We start from the raw sequence: 6,312 nt of genomic DNA, 5'->3' as shown, positions 1-6,312 counted from the left end.
CAGCTACTTCTTTCTGCACCGGTGGTTCAGTTGTGCTTTCAGCAAACACCGGTACGGGTTTGACTTACCAATGGGCAAATTCAGCAGGTGCAATCAGCGGCGCTACTAATGCAACTTACACGGCATCAGCTGCAAGCTCTTATACTGTGAAAGTGACCAACAGCAATAATTGTTCTGCAACATCTACGGCAACAGTCATTACCGTAAACGCATTGCCAACAGCAACGATCACTGCTCCAGCCACTTCTTTCTGCACCGGTGGTTCAGTTGTGCTTTCAGCAAACACCGGTACGGGTTTGACTTACCAATGGTCGAATACAGCTGGTATAATCAGTGGTGCTACCAATGCTACTTATACCGTAACAGCCGCTGGCACATACACTGTTAAAGTAACAAACACGAATAACTGCTCAGCAACGTCAACTGGAACGATCATTACTGAAAACGCATTACCAACAGCAACAATCACTGCTCCAGCTACTTCTTTCTGCACCGGTGGTTCAGTTGTGCTTTCAGCAAACACCGGTACGGGTTTGACTTACCAATGGGCAAATTCAACAGGTGCAATCAGCGGCGCTACTAATGCTACTTACACGGCATCAGCTGCAAGTTCCTATACTGTAAAAGTGACCAACAGCAATAATTGTTCTGCAACATCTGTGGCAACAGTCATAACCGTAAACGCATTACCAACAGCAACGATCACGGCCCCAGCTACTTCTTTCTGTACCGGTGGTTCAGTTGTGCTTTCAGCAAACACCGGCGCGGGTTTGACTTATCAATGGTCGAATACAGCTGGTACAATCAGTGGTGCTACCAATGCTACTTATACCGTAACAGCCGCTGGCACATACACTGTTAAAGTAACAAATGCAAACAACTGTACAGCAACTTCTGCGGCAACAACTATTACGGCTACATCATCACAAACGGCGACGATCACCTCTCCATCAAATAGTTTCTGTACTGGAGGCTCTGTAGTGTTATCTGCAAACACCGGCACAGGATTGACTTATCAATGGTCGAATACAGCAGGCGCAATCAGCGGCGCTACCAATGCTACTTACACAGCGACAGCTGCAAGTACCTACGCTGTAACAGTAAGCAACGGTACATGTAGCGGAACATCTGCCGGTAAAGTAATTACAGTAAACAGTTTACCGTCGGCAACAATTACACCTTCTGCAACTGCTTTCTGTACCGGAAGTTCCGTTATGCTTTCTGCAAATACAGGATCCGGATTGACATATCAGTGGTCGAATGCGGGAACGGCAATCTCAGGCGCAACCAGTGCTACCTACACAGCAACGGCCGGCAACACATATACCGTTACCGTTACCAATACAAACAATTGTTCCGCGACTTCAAGCCTAATAACAATTACTGAAAATGTGCTTCCTGCTGCAGTAATTACTGCACCTGCCACTTCTTTCTGTACAGGTGGTTCAATAGTACTTTCTGCTAATACAGGTACGGGATTGTCTTATCAATGGTCAAATACTGCAGGTGTTATTGCCGGTGCAACAAATGCTACGTATACAGCTACATCAGCAAGTACATACACGGTAACGGTAAAAAATGCAAACAATTGCTCTGCCGTATCTTCTCCGGTAACGATTACAACTACTTCAGCCATCACATGGTATCAGGATACAGACGGTGATGGTAAAGGAGATCCGAATGTAACAACTTCATCATGTACACAACCAAACGGATATGTTGCCGTAGCCGGCGACTTATGTCCTGGTGACCAGGCGAAGACTGATCCGGGTAACTGCGGTTGCGGGAAAACTGAACAAAGTTGTCTGGATTGTGCAGGTGTACCAAACGGCGGTGCCTTTATCGATGATTGCAACATCTGTGTCGGCGGCAATACGGGAAATACAGCATGTGTTCCTACAGCAACAATCAACGGAACAACAACCAACATCACAGTAACGCCCCAGCCATTCCAGACAAATACAACAATCAAACTGGAAAACGCTGCTACCATTCAATCTATAACAATCATTAATGGAGCAGGTGCCTTGGTTGAACAGAGACAAAATATTAATGCTTCTGAAATCAGAGTTGGTGAATACTTAAGCTCCGGTATGTATTCAGTAATCATTTATACGCAACAGGGCACATACACGACAAAAATTGTAAAGTTCTAAGAAACAAGTTTTCATATAAAAAAACATCCCTGATTCCGGTAATTATCGGAGTCAGGGATGTTTTTTTATATCTTATTTTTATTACTTTTTATGTATCTTGAATAGAATCGTCTTTCAGCTTATGAATATACATATCAAACCGATCAATACTTTTGCTCAACCAGAGATCGACACACTCTATTCCATGATCTTTCATTTTTATGAAGAATACGAACCAAATCATGCCATCAGCAAAGAATCCATCAACGATACGATTATACATTTAACCAATCATCCGGAAAATGGCTCTATTCAGCTGATCTATGATGCCGACCATATATTTATCGGTTATGTGATTCTTATTAAATACTGGAGCAATGAATACCAGGGCTACTTGCTCTTTATTGATGAACTCTACATAATTCCGGCAAAAAGAAGTTTAGGATATGGCAGCACAGTTATTTCTCTTATCGATCAAACCTTTCACGACATAAAAGCTCTGGTACTGGAAGTTTCTCCTTCAAACACACGGGCATTTTCGTTATATGAGAAACTGGGTTTCAAAAGAAATAAAAATCAAACCTTATTAAAAATCAAAAAATAAAATCGAATCAGATTTTTTATATTTACAATCTAAATAATAATACAAACCGACATTTTGTTTTTTTTTGATGGCGGTTTATTCTTTTATCTGACTGAATTTTTACCAACTATTTACACAGCTATGGAACCATATACACAAGCACCAACCCGTATTTTAGAATGGGCCGAAGAAGATCGTCCAAGGGAAAAATTATTATTAAAAGGCATTTCTTCTCTCAGCGACGCCGAATTAATTGCAATTTTACTCGGCTCCGGAACAACCAACCTGAGCGCCGTTGATCTTGCCAAACAAATCATGCAACACAACAATCAGAGTCTGCATACACTTGCACGCCAGAGTGTAAAAGATCTACAAAAATTCAAAGGTATTGGCGAGGCGAAAGCCATAACACTTGTAAGCGCCTTAGAATTAGGGCGAAGAAGAAAAAATATCGAACCTGAGATAAAGCCTCATATCAAATCTTCAGAAGATGTCTTCAATTATATACAGGGCGATTTATCGGATCTTCCGTATGAAGAATTCTGGATTATTTTATTAAACAGGGCTAACCGCATTGAAAAGAAAATCCGTATCAGTACAGGTGGTGTTTCGGGTACAGTGGCAGATCCCAAACTCATTTATAAATATGCGTTGGAAAATCTGGCCTCATCCATTATATTAGTACATAATCATCCGTCAGGAAACAAAAAGCCCAGTGAGGCAGATATCTCGCTGACAAAGAAATTGAGTGAAGCAGGTAGCTTTTTGGAAATACCTGTTTTAGACCATGTCATAATTTGTAACCAATCCTGGTATAGTTTCGCCGATGAAGGAAAAATATAACAGTATCAAACGCAAACAGGCTCTTCGCATTGTTTTTATTCTGGGTGCTCTCGGCATCGTGGTTAGTTTGTTGCTTTCAAGTATCAAAGTTGACAAGCCGAAAGATATCGTTGAAAAATACCGGGAGCAAAAAAACGATCATTTCAGAAAATCCATAAAATCACCGATCAAGGATAAAGAAAACTTTACAGGCCTGTCCTATTTTGATTATTCGGAAAAATATAAAATAAAAGCTTTCATCACTTTCACACAGGATACCCAGGTTGTCAGCATGCTGAGAACAGATGGCAAACGTTCTTTTTACATTGCTTTTGCGAAAGCCAGTTTTAAAATTGACAATAAATTACAAACACTTACGCTCTATAAATATCCGGACGACATACAAAATAAACCACTGTTGTTTGTTCCTTTCTATGATGCATCCAATGGTAATACAACATATACCGGCGGCCGCTACCTGGATGTGGAGCTATCCAGTAACAAAACCATTATTCTTGATTTCAATTATGCATACAATCCTTTCTGTGTGTACAATTACCAATACACCTGTCCTATTGTTCCGAAAGAAAATACATTGGATGTTGTCATCAACGCAGGCGAAAAAAGTTATTCCAATCCGCAATAAATAATGTTCCCACCAAGATACAGCAATCCCGATTATTGGAAAGAAAGCGGAATCTTTCAGGAAGCACGTTTTCAGAATTCACTATCCGGCGGCAAAGGCGGACAGAATGTAAACAAGGTAAGCACCAAAGTTGAAATCTATTGGTCGCCGGAACGTTCCGCAGTTCTTTCAGAAGATGCACGCACACGCATTCTTGAAAAACTTGCTTCTAAAATTGATAACGAAGGTGAGATCCGTGTAACCTGCGATACCAGCAGAAGCCAGCTGCAAAATAAAAAAACAGCCATTGACAAACTCAGTATAATTATTGCTTTTTGCTTCAAAGAAAATAAACCGCGCAAAGCTTCCAAGCCAACACTTGCTTCCGTAAAAAAACGACTGGAAAGTAAAAAGATGCAGAAGGATGTTAAAGCGAACAGACGGAAACTGGATTGGTAAATGCGTAAATTTCAAATCACAAAAAACAAATTCCAAACGGATACCATCATTTAAGCGATAGTATCTGTGTTTAAAACATTCTTTATCACGACAAAACACCAGCATACTTTTTCTACACATAAGACGAATGTATTCGCTCCTACAATAACCAATAATACTACCCACCCCAAAACCATTTTTAACAACTGATTATCTGATAATTACAAATAACACCCATTAAACAATTATTATTATCAATCCATAAATATTACCTGAAAAAGAAGAAAATAACCATGTTATTAGGGGAATTTTCTGCAACTTTGAAATCGTAAAATTGTAATTCTTAAACAAGTATATATCAAATGGCAAATTATTTCAATACTCTTTCTTTAAGAGAAAAATTAAGTCAGTTAGGTGTTTGTGAATTCATGGACAGAAGTGAATTCTCTGACGGTGTTGCTGCGTTAAAAGGCAAAAAAATTGTAATCGTAGGTTGTGGTGCACAAGGCTTGAACCAAGGTTTAAACCTTCGTGATTCCGGCCTGGATGTTTCTTATACTTTACGTAAAGAAGCGATCGATGCTAAAAGACAATCATTTTTAAATGCTACAGAAAATGGTTTCAAAGTTGGTACCTACGAAGAATTAATTCCATCTGCAGACCTTGTAATCAACCTTACTCCGGATAAACAACACACTGCTGTTGTATCTGCAGTTATGCCGTTGATGAAAAAAGGTTCTACATTATCTTACTCTCACGGTTTCAACATCGTTGAAGAAGGTATGCAGATCCGTAAAGATATCACTGTAATCATGGTGGCTCCAAAATCTCCGGGTTCTGAAGTGCGTGAAGAATACAAAAGAGGTTTCGGTGTTCCTACGTTGATCGCTGTTCACCCTGAAAACGATCCGGAAGGCAAAGGCTGGGATTACGCTAAAGCTTACTGCGTAGGCACAGGTGGTGACAGAGCAGGTGTATTGAAATCTTCTTTCGTTGCTGAAGTTAAGTCTGACTTAATGGGTGAGCAAACAATCCTTTGTGGTTTATTACAAACCGGTTCAATCCTTTGCTTCGACAAAATGGTTGAAAAAGGTATTGATAAAGGATATGCTGCTAAATTTATCCAGTACGGTTGGGAAGTGATCACTGAGTCATTGAAACATGGCGGTATTACTTTAATGATGGACAGACTTTCTAATCCTGCTAAAATTAAGGCTTTTGAGCTTTCTGAGGAGCTGAAAGACATCATGAGACCTTTATTCCAGAAGCATCAGGACGATATCATGAGCGGAGAGTTTTCTTCTACTATGATGAAAGACTGGGCAGATAACGACAAAAACCTATTGACTTGGAGAGCTGCAACAGGAGAGACTGCATTTGAGAAAACAGCTCCAGGTTCAATGAAAATATCTGAGCAGGAATTCTATGACAACGGTCTGTTAATGGTTGCTTTCGTTAGAGCAGGTGTTGAACTTGCATTCGAAACAATGACTGAATCAGGTATTAAAGAAGAGTCTGCATACTATGAGTCTCTGCACGAAACTCCACTTATCGCAAACACTATCGCTCGTAAAAAACTTTTTGAAATGAACAGAGTGATCTCTGATACAGCTGAATATGGTTGCTATCTGTTTGATCATGCTTGTAAGCCTTTACTTGCTGATTTCATGAAGAAAATTAATACTGATGTGATCGGTAAAAACTACAAT

Annotated in this window: 6 protein-coding genes; all 6 read left to right on the top strand. The window is 40.0% G+C overall.

Annotated elements, in window-relative coordinates; all coding sequences use genetic code 11:
* Nucleotides 1-2,156, top strand: a 2,156-nt coding sequence (locus ACTHJT_RS02970; protein ID WP_440236258.1) for a PKD domain-containing protein, incomplete at its 5' end; no start/stop codon positions are given.
* 121 nt (nucleotides 2,157-2,277) lie between these two features.
* Nucleotides 2,278-2,739, top strand: a complete 462-nt coding sequence (locus ACTHJT_RS02965; RefSeq protein WP_440236256.1) for a GNAT family N-acetyltransferase — start codon at nucleotides 2,278-2,280, stop codon at nucleotides 2,737-2,739.
* A 120-nt stretch (nucleotides 2,740-2,859) separates the two neighbouring features.
* Complete coding sequence (gene radC / locus ACTHJT_RS02960; RefSeq protein ID WP_440236254.1) at nucleotides 2,860-3,561, top strand: RadC family protein; 702 nt, start codon at nucleotides 2,860-2,862, stop codon at nucleotides 3,559-3,561.
* Nucleotides 3,545-4,186, top strand: coding sequence for a DUF1684 domain-containing protein (locus tag ACTHJT_RS02955; protein ID WP_440236253.1), 642 nt, complete (start codon nucleotides 3,545-3,547; stop codon nucleotides 4,184-4,186). Before radC ends, ACTHJT_RS02955 begins: the two co-directional genes overlap by 17 nt.
* Before the next feature lie 3 nt (nucleotides 4,187-4,189).
* Nucleotides 4,190-4,624 (top strand): alternative ribosome rescue aminoacyl-tRNA hydrolase ArfB, encoded by a 435-nt coding sequence (arfB, locus tag ACTHJT_RS02950; protein WP_440236252.1) that lies wholly within the window; start codon nucleotides 4,190-4,192, stop codon nucleotides 4,622-4,624.
* Between the two features lie 341 nt (nucleotides 4,625-4,965).
* A partial coding sequence (gene ilvC, locus ACTHJT_RS02945; RefSeq protein ID WP_440236251.1) for a ketol-acid reductoisomerase occupies nucleotides 4,966-6,312 on the top strand: 1,347 nt, incomplete at its 3' end.

It is taken from the genome of Cytophaga sp., from assembly GCF_051961495.1.
In the GTDB taxonomy this organism is placed as follows: Bacteria; Bacteroidota; Bacteroidia; order Cytophagales; family Cytophagaceae; genus Cytophaga.
The sequence above is the reverse complement of the archived record's forward strand: the minus strand, read 5'-3'. Positions and strand labels throughout refer to the sequence as shown.